This window comes from Posidoniimonas polymericola (assembly GCF_007859935.1).
GTDB lineage: Bacteria > Planctomycetota > Planctomycetia > Pirellulales > Lacipirellulaceae > Posidoniimonas > Posidoniimonas polymericola.
In genome coordinates, this window is record NZ_SJPO01000009.1 from 49019 (window position 1) to 63869 (window position 14851).

A 14851-nucleotide genomic window follows, 5' to 3' on the forward strand; every position below is an offset into this window, starting at 1 on the left:
GCAAGGCCGCTATCAATCCAACGCCCCACTCTCTTTCAGCTACTTACACTAATGGCACGATACACTGGCCCCGCCTGCCGACTTTGCCGTCGCGACGGCCTGAAGCTCTTCCTCAAGGGCACCCGCTGCGACACGTCCAAGTGCGCGTTCGAGCGTCGTGACACCCCGCCGGGTCAGGTGCATGGCCGCCGCCCGAAGGTCACCGACTACGGCGTGCACCTCCGTGAGAAGCAGAAGGTGAAGCACTATTACGGCGTGCTGGAGAAGCAGTTCCGCCGCTACTTCGCCAAGGCCGAGCGGGCCAAGGGCAACACCGGCGACGTGCTGATGAGCCTGCTGGAGCGTCGCCTCGACAACGTCGTGCACCGGCTTGGCTTCGGCTCGAGCCGCGCCCAGGCGCGTCAGATGATCAACCACGGCCACATCACGGTCAACGGCCGCCGCGTGACCATCGCCAGCTACGAGGTCCGCGCCGGCGACGTGGTCCGCGTGATGAACAAGGCCAAGAGCCTGGACTACATCCGTGGCGCCCAGGCCGAGAGCGACCGTTCGGTGCCGGACTACCTGGCCGTGACCGAGAGCGTGATCCCCGAGGGCATCATCGGTCGGCTGCCCGGCCCGGAAGACGTTTCTGTCCCGGTCCAGACGCAGTTGATCGTGGAGCTCTGCTCACGGTAACCACGCGGTAACCACTGGGGAGCCCGGCTCCCTCCGACGCCCCGCGGCGGCCCGAACCGGCGCCCCCACGGGCGACCCACTCAGCCCATAATTTCCCCACCTGCATCACCTTAGTGGGAGACGATAAATGCACATCCGATGGCGCGGTCTAGAACTCCCGAGCATGGTTTCCTGTGACCAGGAGACCCTCTCGGCAACGTACGGCAAGTTTTACGCCGAGCCGTTCGAGCGTGGCTTCGGCGCCACGGTCGGCAACGGCCTGCGCCGGGTGCTGCTGTCGAGCCTCGAGGGCAGCGCGGTCACGCAGATCAAGATCCACAACGCCCAGCACGAGTTCACGACCATCACCGGCGTGCTCGAGGACGTGACGGACATTGTGCTCAACATCAAGTCGCTGGTGGTCAAGAACCACTCGGAGACCACCCGCGTGCTGCGGGTCGAGCGCAACGAGGCCGGCGTCATCACCGCCGGCGACATCGAAACCGACGATTCGGTCGAGGTGCTCAACAAGGACCACGTGCTCGCCACGCTGACCGACGACGTGCCGTTTGTCATGGAGATGGTGGTTGAGAACGGCCGCGGGTACGTCCCGTCGACCGAGCACAGCCAGAACATCCAGGAGATCGGCATCATCCCGATCGACGCGATCTTCAGCCCGGTCGCCCGGGTCCGCTTCGCCGTCGACGAGACCCGCGTCGGCCAAAAGACCAACTACGACAAGCTGACCCTCGAGATTTGGACCGACGGCTCGGTCAACCCCGAGATGGCGATGGTCGAGGCCGCCAAGATCCTCCGCAAGCACCTCAACCCGTTTGTGCAGTACTCGGAGCTGGGCCCGCAGGTCCGCTCGCCGGCCCGCGCCGCCCCGGCGGCGCCCGGCGTCGACCCGGCGATGGAGCAGAAGCTCAGCATGCCGATCTCCGAGCTGAACCTGTCGGTCCGGGCAAGCAACTGCCTGGAGTCGGAGCACATCATGACCGTCCGGGACCTGGTGTCCCGCTCGGAGGACGCGCTGTTGGAGGTCCGCAACTTTGGCGAGACCACCCTCACCGAGGTCCAGGAGAAGCTCAGCGAACTCGGCCTGCACCTCGGGATGCGTGTCCCGCCGGCGCCGGTCGGAGTCTGACGCAGACCCCTTCGCGGGGCCGCGGCGTCACTGCATTCATTTTCAATCAACCGTAACGTTTCAAACCATGTAGGGGCCCGCCGGCAGCCGCCGACGGCACAACTCCCATGCGACACCGACGCAAAGGCCGTAAGCTCGGCCGCAACCCGAACCACCAACGCGCCCTGCTCCGCAACCTGGCCAGCGCGTTGATCCTCACCGAGCGTGACACCGAGGACCTGCGGTACATCGAGCTGGAGTCGGAGCCCAACGTTAAGGGCCGCATCGTCACGACCGTCAGCAAGGCCAAGGAGGTCCGCCCGCTGGTCGAGAAGTGCGTGACCATCGCCAAGCGTTCGATCCCCGCGCAGCGGGCCGCCGAGGAGTTCGCTCCGGACTCGCCCCGCGGCAGCGACTCCTGGAAGTCGTGGCGCACGAGCGACCGCTGGCAGCAGTGGAACCAGGCGATCGCGCCGGTCGTTTCCGCCCGCCGCCGCTGCCTGCAGCTGCTCGGCGACAAGAAGGCCGTCAGCGTGCTGTTCGAAGAGATCGCCCCCCGCTTCGAGGAGCGTCCGGGCGGCTACACCCGCGTCCTCAAGATCGCCAAGCCGCGTCTGGGCGACGCCGGCCATCAGGCGATCCTGGAGTTCGTCGGCGTGCGTGACCGCGTGCGGGTGAAGAGCGAGAAGCCGGCGTTCGACGCCCCCGAGGACGAGGCGCCCGCCGCCGCGGCTCCGCAGTCGGAAGAGGCGCCAGCAGCCGAAGAGAAGAAGGAAGATTAAGCTTCCCTCCGATCGGCCCAATCGATTATCAAACAGGGGCGTTCCTCCCACGAGGAACGCCCCTGTTTTTTTGCTTGCGTCCCGCGTCGGGCGCGCGGCTCTCTCGGCGACAGCGTCCCCGCTCCGACACCAATGGCTTTCGACCTCACCCACGCCGTGCGGCTGCTCACCCGCGACATGACCATGCGTGTCGACGAGCTCGCTCACATCGACACCGAGCGCGTCGCGTTCGGCTTCTGCCAGACCCGCAAGCGGGTGTCCCACGGCATCCAGGCGTCGCTGACGCCGCTGCGGTTCGAGGGGGGCGCGAAGACCAAGCGGGTGCGGGGGCGGCTGTACGGCTGCCAGCGGCTCGAGGACGGGTCGGGGCGCGACTACCTGTACCTGCTCAACCTGTACGTGCCGCGGCTGCTCGACCAGCCGTTCGAGGAGAAGCTCACCACCCTGGTGCACGAGCTGTGGCACATCTCGCCCGACTTCAACGGCGACCTCCGCCGCCACGAGGGCCGCTGCTACGTCCACGGACGGTCGCAGCGGAAATTCGACGAACTGTCGGCCTCGATCGCCAGGGCGTGGCTCGCCCAGGACCCGCCGCGCGGGCTGTACGCGTTCCTCGAGCCGAGCTTCAGCGAGCTGTCGGCCATGCACAACGGCGTCCGCGGCCAGCGGTTCCCGACGCCCAAGCTGGTGCTAGCAGAGGCGGCGTAGCCGTCGCGCCGAACGGCGTTGACCCACGGCGCTAGCGTGCGTATGCTCCGCCGCCGGCTTTTCTCGCCCACGGCCTCACGCCCGCAGACAACGGATGCCCCGCAACGCACAAACGGTGATCGGACGCACGCTGGCGCTCGCGCTGTTGGCGCTGGCCGGGTGCCACCTTATCGACTCCCCGGAGCTTGCCACGGAGGCGTCGCTGCTGCAGGCGGCCAACTCGGCCCCGCAGGCCGCGACGCTCGAGATCTACTGGGCGACGCTCCCCGAGCCCGACAACGAGGCCGAGGAGGCCCTGTGGGGACAGCTGCAAGAGAACCGCTTCTCGCCCGACCTGCGGCGGCGCCTCGCCATCAACGGCCTGCGGGCCGGTGTCCTCAGCGGCGTCATGCCCGACGAGATCCATGAGCTGCTGAACCCCGGCGGCGGCGCGGGCGAGGGCCCTGCGCAGACCAACGCGATCCTGCAGCAGACCGGCGTCTGGCGGCGGACGCGGCAGCTCCGCCAGGGCGACCACCTGGAGCTCAAGGCGTGCGAACCAAAGGCGTCCTCGCCGCTGCTGGTCGCCCGAGACGGTGAGCTTGTCGGCGAGACCCTCAGCAACGCCCAGGCGTTCTACAAGCTGAAGGCCGAGGACCTCAGCGGCGGCCGGTGCGTGCTGTCGCTGACTCCCGAGGTCCGGCACGGTGTGGCCAAGCCGCGCTGGACCCCCGACGAGACCGGCGTGATCTCGCAGGCGACGCCCTCGCAGGATGCAACGGTTTTTTCGGATTTGTCGATCGAGGCCTCGCTGTCTGCCGGCGAGGCGTTGCTGGTCACCAGCCTGCGGGACGCCCCCTCGCTGCTGGGTGGGTACTTCCACCAGAGCGCCGCCGACTCCGAGGGCCGCCGCAAGGCGATCCTGATCCGGGTGGTGCAGGCCCCTCGATCAGCGGATTTCCCGCCGATCGACAAGCTCTAGACGCGGCCGGCACGAAACCCACTCCGTCCCGGAGGTGGTTCCTGAGCTAGATTTCAATAGGGCGGCAGTGCCGTTTCTTTTCTAGCAAAGCAAGAACCACCTAACCTGGGGAGCGCACCCTGATCCCCCCTGTCTGGGTCATCGATCTCTCGTTCGGACTGTTCTGCACCGCGATCGGCGTGACCGGCGCGATGTGGCTACGGACCCGCAAGCCGTTGGACGAGCGCCTTCGCGAGGCCGAGAAGACGCGGTCGTTTGCCGAAGAGGCGGTCCAGGGACTGCACGCCGCGGTGGAGAGCGTGCAGAGCTGCGTGCTGCAGCACAGCGAGTGCCTGACCGAGATCAACGCCAGCCTCAAGGGGGGCGACGCGGCCGACGCGGCGGCCTCGATCGTCGAGGCCAACCTGCTGGCCGAGCACCAGTTCCTCGAGCTCAAGGGCGACCTCGACGCGCACGCCGTGCAGGTCCGGGGAGGGTCGGGCGCCAGCGGTGTGCTGCAGCTCACCAGCCTCGCGCTCGATCGCCAGAAGCACGCGTACGAGCGGGTGCTGAGCTCGCTCGAGGCGCTCGCGGTCGAGATGTCCAACGAGCTCGACGGCTGCGGCCAGAAGCTGCGGCACGTCTCGGCGGGGCTCGAGTCCCGCACCACCAATTCATCGACCGAGGTCCGCCACGCGATTGGCGAGATCCTCGACGCGGTCGACGAGCTCGGGCAGAGCGCCGACGACGCCGAGGTACGGCTCGAGCAGTCGGCCCAGAAGGTCTGCATGCAGGCGGTGCTGTCGCACGCGGACCTGCTGACCTCGCTGCCCAACCGCCGCGCGCTCGAGGAGCAGCTCGCCACGATCACCGCGTCCAACGGCAAGCGGCCGACGCCGTGCTCGCTGCTGCTGATGGACCTCGACAACTTCGGCGACGTCAACAAGAAGTACGGCTACACCGGCGGCGACACCGTGCTGCGGCAGGCGGCGATGCTGCTCAAACGCGCCTCGCGCGGTCAGGACACCGCGTCGCGGTTCGGCGGCGACTGCCTGGCGATGACGCTCTCGGGCTCGACCCTCTCGCAGGCGATGCCGATGGCCGAGCGCGTGCGGGAGCTGGTCTCGACCGCCAAGTTCAGCGAGGGGGGCCGCCGCCTGCAGCTGACCGCCAGCGTCGGCGTCGTGCAGCTGCAGCAGGGCGAACGGCCCAACCAGGCGATCGTCCGGGCCACGATGGCGGTGAAGGAGGCCGACCAGGCGGGCGGCAACGCCGCCTACTACAACGACGGCCAGCAGTGCTTCCCGATCTCGCTCGCGCACCGCAAGCGGGACGAAGAGGCCCGCGCGAACGACGCGCCCGAGTACCCGACCGCCGCCTCGCTCGGCGTGGACTCGACCGAGCCCGCCGCGGCCCAGGACGATCTCCCACACGAGGGGGAACCGAGTCTGTGCGGCCGCTCGATCTTTGTGGCGAACGTCAAGCGGCGGCTCGCCGAGTGGAGCCGCGGCGGCCCGATCGTGTCGGTGCTGCTGATGCGGGTCGACCAGGTCGACGAGCTCGCCCGACGGCGGCCGCCCGAGACGCTCAACTTCCTGCGCCGCGTGCTCGGCCGCCTGCTCGAGGCCGCCACCCGCGACATGGACCAACGCTGCGACTACGACCAGGGAGTCTACGCCGTGCTGCTGCCGGGCGCCGACGAGGAGACCGCCCTGGCGATCGCGTTGCGGCTGCAGAGCCAGGTCGCCAACTGCAAGCTGCGGCTCGACAGCGAGCTGTGGGACCTGTCGGCCAGCATCGGGGTGGCCGACGCGCGGTCCGGGGCGTCGGTGGTGGACGTGCTGATGGCCGCCGCCGCGGGCATGGAACGCGCCGCCCGCAACGGCGGCGACGCCACCTACGCCTACACCGAGCTGCCGGCCGACGAGTCGACCGGCTGGTAGCGGGCGGGTCCGCCGGCTACGCGATGGCCCCGCGGAAGCAGTAGTCGAACAGCAGCTCCCACTCTGCCTGCTGCCGGTCCAGGCACTCCTCGAGCCCCGCGCCGCCGCGCACCGCGGACTCGCAGTCGTCGACAAAGTCGTACGGGTCCCAGCCGCCAAACCGGTCGGCCAGCAGCGCGTACACCGGGTGGTCGCCGACGTTGCGGAACCAGTACTTGGCGTTGCCGAAGTCGCCCTCGCGACGGTGCATGACACCGTGCCAGAAGCTCCCCTCTGCGGTGGAGATCGCCTGGCTGTGGGTGTGCGACTCGTCGAGGAAGTCGTGCACCAGCCACACGCCCGACAGGCAGCAGCGGGCCATCGCTGGGTCCTCCACCCGCTGGCCAGCAAACGCGGCCGCTAGGTCGAGCCGCTGGAGGGCGGCCTTGGCGCCCGCCTGCGGCGTCCCCTCGCCCAGCGGGCGGCGGCGGTCGCCGGCGACTAGTTCGGCGAGGGCTTGCGGGTAGTCGGCTGGGTCGAAGCTCACGTGGGGCGGTCTCCGCGGCGAGAACGGGGCGACAAAAAAAGGCCGCGGGACGCCAGGGTCCCGCGGCCTTCGTGTCATTTTTATCCCGGTCGGCTTAGCGGAGCAAGCCGCGACGCGTGCTGCTCTTCTTAGTCGTCTGCGGGGCCGAACCGCCGCCCACCGCGGCGTTCGACGCGGTGCGGTCACGGCCAGCGGTGCTGGCGGCGCGGGGCTGCGACTGGTTGCCGCGGCGGCGGGCCACCGACTCGCTGTCGGTCTTGGAGTCGCGGGCCTCGGCGGCGAGCGCGGCGTACTTGGCGGACTCGCCGGTGTCGCCCAGGTTGCGGTGCATGGTCGACAGGTTGCCGAACGGCACGGCCATCGCGCCCGGGTCGAGCACCTTGGCGTCGACCGCCTGCTGCATCAGCTCGGCGCCCTTCTCGGTAAGCTCGATCGCCTTGGGCCGCTGATCCTGATTCCAGAAGCTGACGCCCATGCTGACCAGCGCCTCGCCGAGCTGGCGGGGCACCACGAGTTCGCTCTTGGGGGCGTCGCCCAGCAGCAGGCCCTCGGCCTGGGTGTACCACTCGACCGCGGCCGCGTGGTCCTGCTTGTGCACCGCGTTGGCGGCGCCAAGGTGGAAGTACAGGCGTCCGATCAGCTGCTCGGCGGCGGGCTGGGCGTCGGCGGTCGCGGCCGCCTCGGTGAGGTGGCTGAGCGACTCCTGGCCGTAGGTCAGCGCGCGTTCCGCTTCGCGGCGGGTGTGGGCCACCCGCAGGGCGTGGAAGTACGCCTGGCCAAGGCCCCAGTGCGCCTGGTGCTTGAGCAGCTTGTCGTCGGTCGAGGCGACAATCGCGGTCGCGGCGTCGGAGGCCTCGGTGACCCACGGGCCGGGGTCCTTGGCGGGCTTGAGGTTGGCGAGCGTCTCGAGGGCGACCTGCGCTACCTCTAGCCGCAGCTCGAGCGAGCCCTGGTCGTTGGTGATCAGCTCTTCGGCCAGGCCTGAGGCGCGGCCGATCCACTGGGCGACCACGTCGGCCTTGTCGTCGTAGCTCCGACGCGAGACCTCGTTGGCCACGGCCAGGTGCGACCTGACCAGCAGCAGCTTGGCGGCGCGGCGTTCGGTGGCGTCCTTGCTCGTGGCGAGCTTGTCGGCAATCGAGATCGCGGTGGTGTGGAAGCCGATCGCCTTGTCGGCGATCTGCGCGTCGCCCAGCGAGGCGAGGCTGCCCATCAACGCCAGGGCCTGGGCCTTGACCAGCTGCGGGGCGTCTTCGTCGTCGATCACCTTGCGGGTCTCGAGGACGGCCTCGTCGTAGCGGGCCACGGCGGCCAGGGTCTCGGACCAGCGCAGACGGTAGGCGACGTTGTCCTCGTCCTGCTCGACGGCAAGCTTGGCGTCGGCCTCGGCCTTCACGGGCTGACCGGTCGACAGGTAAACCTCGCTCCGCAGCCACAGCGAGTAGGCGGCGTTCGGCTCGATGGCCAACGCGGCCGTAAGGTCCTTCAACCGCTTGCTGTAGGCGTGACGCGGCCGGGTCTCGGCCCGCAGGGCGAAGGCCTCGGCGTCGGGCGCCTGGAGCACGATGTGGGTGACAAACTGCGGCGAAATCGGCGTGAGCCCCTCGCTCGACTTGGTGAGCAGGAACATCAGCCCCTTCTCGGGGTAGGCGATGCCGAGCGCCTCGCCCGACTCGTCGTCGGCGATGGTGACCGGGTCGATCGCGTCGACGCGGAGCTTGGCCGCCAGGCGTTCGGGCTGCGACTGCTTAACGAGCTGCGCCTTGATCAGCTCGACGCGGTCGCCCTCGACGAGCACCTCGACCTTGGCGAAGCCTTCCTGATCGAACGCCATCACGACGCCGTCGGAGGTCTTGCGTTGCGAGGCGGGCTCGCCCCACAGTCGTTCGAGGTCCGCACGGCTCGAGACGCCGGCGACGATCTGCTTAAAGGGCGCCGCGGCGACCTTGACCTCTTCCTGCAGCAACGCGGCGGCGACGTCGCCCGGAGTGGCCATCGCTCGGGGAGCGGTCGGCTCACCCGCGTCGGCGACCACGACGTCGTCGTCGGCAACGGTGATCTGCTCGGCGGCGTCCTCAACGGCGTCCTCAACGGCGTCCTCAACGGCGTCCTCAACGGCGTCCTCAACGGCGTCCTCAACGGCGTCTTCAACGGCGTCTTCGGCGGCGGTCGCCTGGGGCGCGGCCTCCTCGGTCGCCAGGTCCGTAACCTCCACAGACGCGACCGGCGGGGCCGATTTGCTGGGCGGGTCCGCCAGTTCCGGCTCGTGCTCAGAAACCGACGAGATCGGCTCGAGCGAATCCTCGGGGGCCTTGTACCCCTCCTCGAGCGCCTCGCGGGTGGCGATCAGCACCGAGTCCTCGACCACCTTCTCAATGATCACCGGCGCCTTGGTAGGCTCTTCGGCGGACAGCTCGATGGGCGAGCCCCACAGGCTGGCGACCGCGGCCGCCCCAAACCCTGCGCGGAGCAGAATCGAGTCTTGGCGGAACAGCTTGGCGAGCGTTTGGTTGATCATATTGATTCGCTCCTCGTCGGCCCGCGTGGTGCGGGTCAGGCCCCCTCTGCCAACGGGTCTAAGCCAGCCGGCGTAGTGTTTTGGTCCGAGCGCGTCATGGCACGGCGTGAACTGTGTTAAGGGCTATCGGCTCGACACAATCGCTACAGCCAGACACTTCGGCCAAAATCGCGCGAATCCGGCAAATCCCTACGACAGCACCGCTGGCGCTCGTTCTTACGCTGGTCGCGGTGTAACATGAATGGCCCTTGAACCACCAGTTTTTCGACGGAGCGTCACGTCTTGAGCTCAACTCTGAACATCGGACTTGTTGGCTACAAGTTCATGGGCAAGGCCCACTCGCACGCCTACCAATCGGCCGGGCGTTTCTTTGACCTCGACCTCACGCCGGTCATGAAGGCGGTCTGCGGCCGCAATGAAGCGGCGGTGAAGGAATTCGCCCGGCAGTGGGGCTGGGATTCGATCGAAACCGACTGGCGCCAGCTGGTCGAGCGCGACGACATCGACCTGGTCGACATCGGCTCGCCCGGCAGCACCCACGCCGAGATCGCCATCGCCGCCGCCAAGGCCGGCAAGCACGTCTACTGCGAGAAGCCATTGGCCAACTCGCTGGACGACTGCAAGCAGATGCTCGCCGCGGTCAGGGAGTCCGGCGTCAAGCACATGATCAACTTCAACTACCGCAAGACGCCCGCCATGGCGCTCGCGAAGAAGATGATCGAGGCCGACGAGATCGGCGAGGTCCGCCACGTCCGCTGCACGTACCTGCAGGACTGGCTGGTCGACCCCGAGTTCCCGATGAACTGGCGGATGCGGAAGGAGACCGCCGGCGCCGGCGCGCACGGCGACCTCGGCGCCCACAGCGTCGACCTCGCCCGCTTCCTGGTCGGCGACATCGCCGAGGTAGTCGGCGAGACGCGGACCTTCATCACCGAGCGGCCCGCCGAGGGGACCTCGAGCGGCCTGACCGGCACCGCCGGCGAGGGGACCGAGCCGGTCACCGTCGACGACTGCTCGCTGTTCCTCGCCAAGTTCGCGGGCGGCGCGCTCGGCTCGTTTGAAGCGACCCGCCTGGCGCCGGGCCGCAAGAACTTCAACCGCATCGAGCTCAATGGCAGCAAGGGCACGCTCGCCTGGTGCTTCGAGGACCTCAACGTGCTGGAGTTCTACAGCACCGCCGACAGTCGGCAGGGCTTCAAGCGGATCATCGCCACCGAGGGCGACCACCCCTACATGCACGCCTGGTGGCCGCCGGGCCACATGCTGGGCTACGACCACACCTTCGTCAACGCGGTGGCCGACATGCTCCAGGCGATCGCCCAGGACAAGAACCCGTCCCCATGCTTCCTGGCCGGCGCCAATTGCGTCGCGGTGCTGAACGCCGTGGAGCGCAGCGTCGAGAGCGGCAAGTGGGAGTCGGTTGAGAAGATCGACTGATCACCCGCCACGCTTCCTAACCACGCCCGCCAATCGAAATGATGGTTGCAAGTGCCCAAGAAGAACCCGTCGACGGCCAAACGCCCCTCGCTCGAGAGCGCTGTCTCTGACGCCGAGGCGCTGCGGCTGGTGATGAAGCTGATGGCGATCCCCGGCCGCAGCTGCGAGGAACGATTGGTCGTGGACGCGATTGTCGCGGAGCTGCGTGGCGCGGGGCTAGACGCGGGCCTGCTGCGATTCGACAACGCCCACAAGAAGTCGGCGTTCAAGGGCGAGGTTGGCAACCTGATCGTCAAGCTGCCCGGCACGCTCAGAGGCCCGCGGCGGATGTTCTCGGCGCACGTCGACACGGTGCCGATCTGCGTCGGCTGCACGCCCAGGCGTCAGGGCGACCGCGTCGTGTCGGGCAACCCCGCGACCGGGCTCGGCGCCGACGACCGGGCCGGCACGGCGGTGGTGCTGTGCACGCTGCTGGCCGTGCTGCGGAGCGGCGCCGACCACCCACCGCTCACATTCCTGTGGACCGTGCAGGAGGAGGTCGGACTGTGCGGGGCGCGGCACGTGTCGCTCGCCCAACTGGGCAAGCCGAAGCTGGCGTTCAACTTCGACGGCTCGTCGCCGACGAAGGTCACGATCGGCGCCACCGGCGGCTACCGCATGGCGGTTGAGATCCTCGGCATCCCCAGCCACGCGGGCAACGCCCCCGAGGAGGGCGTCAGCGCGATCAGCATCGCGGCCATCGCCATCGCCGACCTCACCCGTCGCGGCTGGCACGGCCGCATCCGCAAGAGCGGCCGCCAGGGGACCAGCAACGTGGGCGTCATCGCCGGCGGCCAGGCGACCAACGTCGTGACCGACCGGGTCGTGCTCCGCGCCGAGGCCCGCAGCCACGACCCCGAGTTCCGCCAGCAGATCGTCGCCGAGATGGAGAAGGCCTTCCACGCCGCGGCGGCAAAGGTCAAGAACACCGCCGGCCAGACAGGCCAGGTGAACATCAACGGTCAGCTCGACTACGAGTCGTTCCGCCTGCCCGCGTCGCACGAGTCGGTGCAGGCAGCGGTGGCCGCGGTTGAGGCGCTCGGGCTCGAGCCGGAGCTGGCGATCGCCAACGGCGGGCTCGACGCCAACTGGCTGACGCACCGCGGCCTGCCGACCGTTTCGTTTGGCTGCGGGCAGCGTGGCATCCACAAGCAGGGCGAGGAACTTGTGATCGACGAGTTCCAGACCGCGCGCCGCCTGGCGCTGCAGCTCACCGCCGCGGAGCCAACCGCATGAACGACGACGAGCACCTCTGCCTGTGCTTCCACGTCACCAAGCGGAAGGTGATCAACTACCTGCGTATCGAACGACCGCGCGCGGCGTCGCAGCTGGCGGAGTGCCACGGAGCGGGCACGGGGTGCGGCTGGTGCCGGCCGTTTTTGAAGAAGTTGTTCGAGGCGTCGCGCGAAGCGGCCGACGTCGAAGGCGTCGACCTGCCGAGCAGCGACGACTACGCCACGTCGCGCAGCGCGTACGTTAAGTCCGGCAAGGGCACGCCGCCGCCGAGCGCGTCGTAGTAAAGGCGCCAGCAGTGCCGCCGCGCATGGGTTTTCTTTTTGTTTTTTGAGAACCCGACCAACTGCCCTTGATCGATTCCCACGACCGGCGTATTCTCCCGCCCACACGTGACGCACGGGGCGCCAACAAACGTCGGCAGGATGCTGACAGACGCCGGTGCGACAAGAAGGACTTGACTCTCCAACGCCGAAAGCGGAGGACCAAACGGACGCAAGGAAGCGCCGCGAGCCATCCGGTTCACTGTACTCTCTTGCGTCCATCCCGATGAAACACGTGGAGTGGCCCGGCCGCAAGGCTGTCCCGCGAAGCGGTTCGCTCGGCATGGATGCCCGCAGCCGCCCCGAACACTCCCGACGCCCCGGCGCTGCTTTTGTCCCCCCTGAAGCAGTGAGCCACGCGTCCAATCGCTCCCGGAAAAGTTGCTACGTCCTCTGCCCCCCTGGGACGTGTGCTTTTCTGGGAGCTTTTTTTATGCGCCGCGTCGCCCGGCAATCCCCGCCGGGCGACGCCGTTGCGGCGTTTTGGCCGCGCGGCTAAACTCCCGACCCCAACCCACGACGGTCAAGGAAGACCAACCATGCCCCACTCCGCCGCGCGGCGCAGCAGCGCCGACCAGCCGAACCTCACCCACCACGAGCAGCTGCGCGCCGCCAAAGAGATCATGCGCCGCGAGGCAATCGCGCTGTGGCACGTCTCGAACCGGTTGGACCACTCCTTCACCGAAGCGGTCCGCCTGCTCCACGAAGCCCAGGGCGGCGTGATCGTCACCGGCATGGGCAAGGCCGGCATCATCGGTCAGAAGATCTCCGCGACCCTCGCCTCGACCGGCGCGCACGCGCACTTCGTCCACCCCGCCGAGGCGTTCCACGGCGACCTCGGCCGCTTCCACGACAACGACGTCGTGCTCGCGCTGTCGCAGTCGGGCGAGACCTCCGAGGTCACGCAGCTGCTGCCGAGCCTCCGCTCGCGCGGGCTGCCGATCATCGCCATGACCGCCTCGTCCGAGAGCACCCTGGGCCGCGCGGCCGAGGTCGTGCTCGAGCTCGGCAGGCTCGAGGAGGCCTGCTCGCTCGGCCTGGCGCCGAGCACCAGCACGACCGTAATGCTCGCGTTGGGCGACGCCCTGGCGCTCGTCCTCAGCAGCATGCGAGGCTTCCGCGAGGAGGACTTCGCCCGCTATCACCCGGGCGGGGCCCTGGGCCGCAAGCTGAGCAACGTCGAGGACGTGATGCGTCCGCTCAAGGAGTGCCGCGTCGCGCGGCTCGACCAGTCCGCCCGCGAGGTGCTGATCCAGTGCAGCCGCCCCGGCCGCCGCTCGGGCGCGATCATGCTGACCGACAACGCCGGCAAGCTAGCCGGGCTGTTCACCGATAGCGACCTGGCCCGGCTGTTCGAGCACGGCGCCGAATCCAAGCTCGACACGCCAATTGCCAAGCTGATGATCGCCAACCCGACGACTATCCGTGTCGGCCAGAAAACCACCGCCGCGGTCGAGCTGCTGGCCGCCCGCAAGTTCAGCGAGCTGCCGGTCGTCGACGCCGACGGCAAGCCGCTCGGCATGATCGACGTCACCGACGTCGTCGGCATGCGGCTGAGCAGTGAGAAGCCGAGTCAGCGCCCGGCGCCGGCCGCCAGCAACGTGAAGATCTTCCCGGGCGAAGACGTCTTCGCTGCCGGCTAGTGTTTTTGCCCGTGTCCTCATCAGCGAACCGCAGAGCAACCGCGGGCTAACGCCCCGCGGCTGACAAACTGGCCATGACGCTCTCCGACACCTGCCGACAAATCAAGCTGCTGCTCTCGGACGTCGACGGCGTGATGACCGACGGCTTGGTGATCTACGATTCCAACGGCGGCGAGCTGAAGAGCTTCAACATCCGCGACGGCCTCGGCATCCGGCTGTGGCAGCGCGCCGGCGGACGGTTTGGCGTTGTGACCGGGCGGGAGAGCCCCATGGTCACCCGCCGCTGCCAGGAACTCGACATCGAGATCGTTTGCCAGAACGCCGGCGACAAGCTGCCGGTGGTAGAGCGGATCGCAGCCGAACAAGACGTGATGCTGTCGGAAATCGCCTACATCGGCGACGACCTGCCCGACCTGCCGGTGATCAAGGCGGTCGGACTCGGGGTCGCGGTGGCGGACGCCGCCGAGGAGCTGCTGCACGCGGCCGACATGACCACCACCCTGCCGGGCGGCCGCGGCGCGATCCGCGAGCTAATCGAGGTGATCCTAAAGCAGAGGACCAAGCGCTAAGTTCCGTTGGGGAAACTGGCTTTTGCTCGGTTAAGAACATGATCCGATCGCTCGCGTATTTCGTCGTTGCAGCGTTGTCTGTCCTTCCGACCGTCGCGATTGGCTACATGCCCGTTTACGAGGTCCGCTTCGTTCCCCCGGATGAACACCCTCACGCCGACGAGCTGGAATTCTTCAAGCAAGATCTGATCGCCTCTTCCTTGCCTCTAACCCGTGACGCGATGCAATCACGGGCAGCGAGTTCCGCCGACGCCAAACCTTCCCTCTCATTCAAAAAAGAACTAATGGAGAAAGCATTCCCGCAAACGGCGGAGCTTTTCCGGCAGACGGAGGCTCAGAGGGGCATGGTGTTCAGCGGGCGGTTTTCCTCGTTAGCTCTAGCACCCTCTGGCTCTTAAGAAGCCTCA

At 68.2% G+C, this 14851-nt stretch carries 14 protein-coding genes; 12 read left to right on the forward strand and 2 right to left on the reverse strand.

The genetic code is table 11. The annotated features are described in order from the left end of the window. Nucleotides 1–51: 51 nt before the first annotated feature. The 6 genes from rpsD (at nt 52) to Pla123a_RS17665 (ending at nt 6156) form a co-directional block, all read left to right on the forward strand. On the forward strand, nt 52–678 hold the full coding sequence (rpsD, locus tag Pla123a_RS17640; RefSeq protein WP_146589394.1) for a 30S ribosomal protein S4: 627 nt from the start codon (nt 52–54) through the stop codon (nt 676–678). A 127-nt stretch (nt 679–805) separates the two neighbouring features. Continuing rightward, the gene (locus tag Pla123a_RS17645) at nt 806–1804 is read left to right on the forward strand and encodes a DNA-directed RNA polymerase subunit alpha (protein ID WP_146589397.1); all 999 of its coding nucleotides are present in this window, start codon (nt 806–808) and stop codon (nt 1802–1804) included. A 107-nt stretch (nt 1805–1911) separates the two neighbouring features. After that, a complete protein-coding gene (locus tag Pla123a_RS17650) occupies nt 1912–2565 on the forward strand; it encodes a bL17 family ribosomal protein (protein WP_146589398.1) in 654 nt (217 codons plus the stop codon). Nucleotides 2566–2697: 132 nt separating this feature from the next. After that, a complete protein-coding gene (locus Pla123a_RS17655; RefSeq protein ID WP_146589400.1) occupies nt 2698–3273 on the forward strand; it encodes a hypothetical protein in 576 nt (191 codons plus the stop codon). A 94-nt stretch (nt 3274–3367) separates the two neighbouring features. After that, nucleotides 3368–4234: a hypothetical protein gene (locus Pla123a_RS17660; RefSeq protein ID WP_146589402.1), complete on the forward strand. Its 867-nt coding sequence runs from the start codon at nt 3368–3370 to the stop codon at nt 4232–4234. Nucleotides 4235–4449: 215 nt separating this feature from the next. Then, complete coding sequence (locus Pla123a_RS17665) at nt 4450–6156, forward strand: GGDEF domain-containing protein (protein ID WP_197528074.1); 1707 nt, start codon at nt 4450–4452, stop codon at nt 6154–6156. Nucleotides 6157–6172: 16 nt separating this feature from the next. Here the strand turns inward: Pla123a_RS17665 and Pla123a_RS17670 are convergent, their stop codons facing one another. Both Pla123a_RS17670 and Pla123a_RS17675 read right to left on the reverse strand, forming a co-directional pair. After that, nucleotides 6173–6682 (reverse strand): hypothetical protein, encoded by a 510-nt coding sequence (locus tag Pla123a_RS17670; RefSeq protein WP_146589406.1) that lies wholly within the window; start codon nt 6680–6682, stop codon nt 6173–6175. A gap of 94 nt (nt 6683–6776) precedes the next feature. Beyond that, on the reverse strand, nt 6777–9200 hold the full coding sequence (locus Pla123a_RS17675; protein ID WP_146589408.1) for a hypothetical protein: 2424 nt from the start codon (nt 9198–9200) through the stop codon (nt 6777–6779). Nucleotides 9201–9482: 282 nt separating this feature from the next. On the opposite strand from Pla123a_RS17675, the gene Pla123a_RS17680 reads away from it, so the two are divergent. From Pla123a_RS17680 to Pla123a_RS17705, 6 genes are all read left to right on the forward strand, one after another. Next, a complete protein-coding gene (locus Pla123a_RS17680) occupies nt 9483–10637 on the forward strand; it encodes a Gfo/Idh/MocA family protein (protein ID WP_197528075.1) in 1155 nt (384 codons plus the stop codon). A gap of 51 nt (nt 10638–10688) precedes the next feature. Then, on the forward strand, nt 10689–11912 hold the full coding sequence (locus Pla123a_RS17685; protein ID WP_231956530.1) for a M20/M25/M40 family metallo-hydrolase: 1224 nt from the start codon (nt 10689–10691) through the stop codon (nt 11910–11912). After that, a complete protein-coding gene (locus Pla123a_RS17690) occupies nt 11909–12193 on the forward strand; it encodes a (2Fe-2S)-binding protein (protein WP_146589410.1) in 285 nt (94 codons plus the stop codon). Before Pla123a_RS17685 ends, Pla123a_RS17690 begins: the two co-directional genes overlap by 4 nt. A gap of 578 nt (nt 12194–12771) precedes the next feature. Beyond that, complete coding sequence (locus Pla123a_RS17695) at nt 12772–13875, forward strand: KpsF/GutQ family sugar-phosphate isomerase (RefSeq protein WP_146589412.1); 1104 nt, start codon at nt 12772–12774, stop codon at nt 13873–13875. Nucleotides 13876–13949: 74 nt separating this feature from the next. Further along, nucleotides 13950–14444: a KdsC family phosphatase gene (locus Pla123a_RS17700; RefSeq protein WP_146589414.1), complete on the forward strand. Its 495-nt coding sequence runs from the start codon at nt 13950–13952 to the stop codon at nt 14442–14444. Nucleotides 14445–14482: 38 nt separating this feature from the next. Continuing rightward, nucleotides 14483–14842: a hypothetical protein gene (locus Pla123a_RS17705; RefSeq protein ID WP_146589416.1), complete on the forward strand. Its 360-nt coding sequence runs from the start codon at nt 14483–14485 to the stop codon at nt 14840–14842. Nucleotides 14843–14851: the final 9 nt, after the last annotated feature.

Excerpts from the sequence above, each read along its gene's own strand:
- Pla123a_RS17650 (WP_146589398.1), top strand. The coding sequence starts at position 1,912 with ATGCGACACCGACGCAAAGGCCGTAAGCTCGGCCGCAACCCGAACCAC.
- Pla123a_RS17700 (WP_146589414.1), top strand. The coding sequence starts at position 13,950 with ATGACGCTCTCCGACACCTGCCGACAAATCAAGCTGCTGCTCTCGGAC.
- Pla123a_RS17705 (WP_146589416.1), top strand. The coding sequence starts at position 14,483 with ATGATCCGATCGCTCGCGTATTTCGTCGTTGCAGCGTTGTCTGTCCTT.
- Pla123a_RS17675 (WP_146589408.1), bottom strand. The coding sequence starts at position 9,200 with ATGATCAACCAAACGCTCGCCAAGCTGTTCCGCCAAGACTCGATTCTG.
- Pla123a_RS17695 (WP_146589412.1), top strand. The coding sequence starts at position 12,772 with ATGCCCCACTCCGCCGCGCGGCGCAGCAGCGCCGACCAGCCGAACCTC.
- Pla123a_RS17690 (WP_146589410.1), top strand. The coding sequence starts at position 11,909 with ATGAACGACGACGAGCACCTCTGCCTGTGCTTCCACGTCACCAAGCGG.
- Pla123a_RS17655 (WP_146589400.1), top strand. The coding sequence starts at position 2,698 with ATGGCTTTCGACCTCACCCACGCCGTGCGGCTGCTCACCCGCGACATG.
- Pla123a_RS17660 (WP_146589402.1), top strand. The coding sequence starts at position 3,368 with ATGCCCCGCAACGCACAAACGGTGATCGGACGCACGCTGGCGCTCGCG.
- rpsD (WP_146589394.1), top strand. The coding sequence starts at position 52 with ATGGCACGATACACTGGCCCCGCCTGCCGACTTTGCCGTCGCGACGGC.
- Pla123a_RS17645 (WP_146589397.1), top strand. The coding sequence starts at position 806 with ATGCACATCCGATGGCGCGGTCTAGAACTCCCGAGCATGGTTTCCTGT.